The 1,745-nt window shown below is 61.9% G+C and carries 2 protein-coding genes; both read left to right on the plus strand.

Features of this window, described 5'->3' with window-relative positions; translation table 11 throughout:
* Positions 1–476: pyrophosphohydrolase domain-containing protein (locus ABT116_RS44285; RefSeq protein ID WP_502984059.1), on the plus strand; the 476-nt coding region annotated here is incomplete at its 5' end.
* A gap of 832 nt (positions 477–1,308) precedes the next feature.
* A partial coding sequence (locus ABT116_RS44290; protein ID WP_351646532.1) for a PIN domain-containing protein occupies positions 1,309–1,745 on the plus strand: 437 nt, incomplete at its 3' end.

The following is a 1,745-nucleotide window of genomic DNA, read 5'->3' on the forward strand; positions in this document are numbered from 1 at the left end:
CGTTGATGCCGACCTGGCGCGACCAGAAAACCCGCGAACTCCGCATCCGGTTGCTCCTCGAGGAATACGACGAACTACGAGCAGCCGAGGCCGCAAACGACCGCATCGAAATCGCAGACGCGCTCGCCGACATCGCGTACATCGCACACGGCACCATGTGGGTGCACGGTCTGCCGTACTGGGCGAACAAAACCTTCGACGGAACTCTCGACGACGCAGTCGAAAAGTACCGCAACGCACGCACACTCATCGAGGCACACCTCGCGCTCTCCGTCATCCAGGTCCAGGTCCGGACCCACGCCGACACAGCGGGCATCCCGTTCGCTGCCGTGTTCACCGAAGTTCACGCATCGAACATGAGCAAACTCGGCCTCGACGGTAAGCCGATCTACCGCGCCGACGGCAAGATCCTCAAAGGCCCGAACTACTTCGCCCCTGACATCGCTCGCATCCTCGCCGAAGTTGATGCCGCATGAAGCAGATGATCGCGGCACTCGCGGCAGCCGCCGTCACATTCGCCGCCCTCGTCTACATCGCGTGGGTGGTGCTCACCGAAGGATTCGACAACAGATGAACGATGCCTGCTTGTGTGGCCTGTGCCCGGCATGCCGACGGGAGGACAGAATCTCCCAGCGGCCAACACCGACCGCGCCTTCCGTATTGTCGGAACCCGCGCGCCGGATTCTCGCTGAACCCGCCGGATACACCCCACCGCCCCGACCTCGCGTATCCACCTCGGAACCCAAGCCGCCGAAGCGGAAACGGACGGCCGCGCGCAAACCGCAGAAGAAGAGGACCCCTCGTCCCGCGCCAGTGAACCCGCGACCAGTCGGACCAGCGGACCAGTTCACCCCAACCCCGTGCGACGAATGCGGCGAACCGCGAATCGTAATCCCCTTCGGACGCGCATTCACCCTCGCCGGCCGAAACGGTCTCTGCGAGTTGTGCTTCGACAGCAGCAAAATGACACCGGAACTTGCACGCCTCGAGGCGCTGCCGCTGCCGTACACCCCGCAAATCCGCAATCGGCTGAGAATGTTGCGTCGGCACCGAGAACGCGTCCTCCGGGACGGACGCCCGTATCACCAGGCCGCACCGCACGGGAAAGTCAGTGCCTACCAAGTTTTCGGATGCCGATGCGCCCCGTGCCGCGCCGTCAAATCCGCGTACCTCCACGAGTACCGCTACCGCCGAACCAAGGACTGATCAATGGTCAATGGGCGAGGGAACTTGCGGGTCAGATTAGCCATCATGTGTCAATGCGACCCTAAACATCCGAAGCGGTCTGCGATAAGCGACAATCTCCCCATGATCATCATTCTTGACACGACAGTTGTGCTTTCGGACCCGCAGCTGCGGGCAGCGTGGTGGAATACGCTCAAGGAAACAGCCAAGCGAAATACTGCGCGAATCGTGGTCCCGGAAGTAGTCGTGATCGAGGCGGTCGCCAATCAAAGGCGAACCCTGGCCGGGTTGTCGAGGAAATTGATCGAAGCAGCTCAGCGGGAAAAGCGATTCGGTGTCGACTCCATCTGTGATGCGATTGGCGCCGCAATTGATGCGAAAACTACGGCATTTGAGCGAGAATTGCGCGGGCACCTGTCGTCTGTCGGTGCGACGTTCGTTCCACCCGCAGCGATTGATCACCTTGAGCTGGTCGCTCGTGCGGTGACGTTTCGCAAGCCCTGGGACAGGATGCCCGCCAGGTCGGAGTCCCCACTGCCGCCGCTGTGCTTCAGCGCTTC

The sequence above is a fragment of the Streptomyces sp. NPDC002130 genome, assembly GCF_040296465.1.
Lineage (GTDB): Bacteria > Actinomycetota > Actinomycetes > Streptomycetales > Streptomycetaceae > Streptomyces.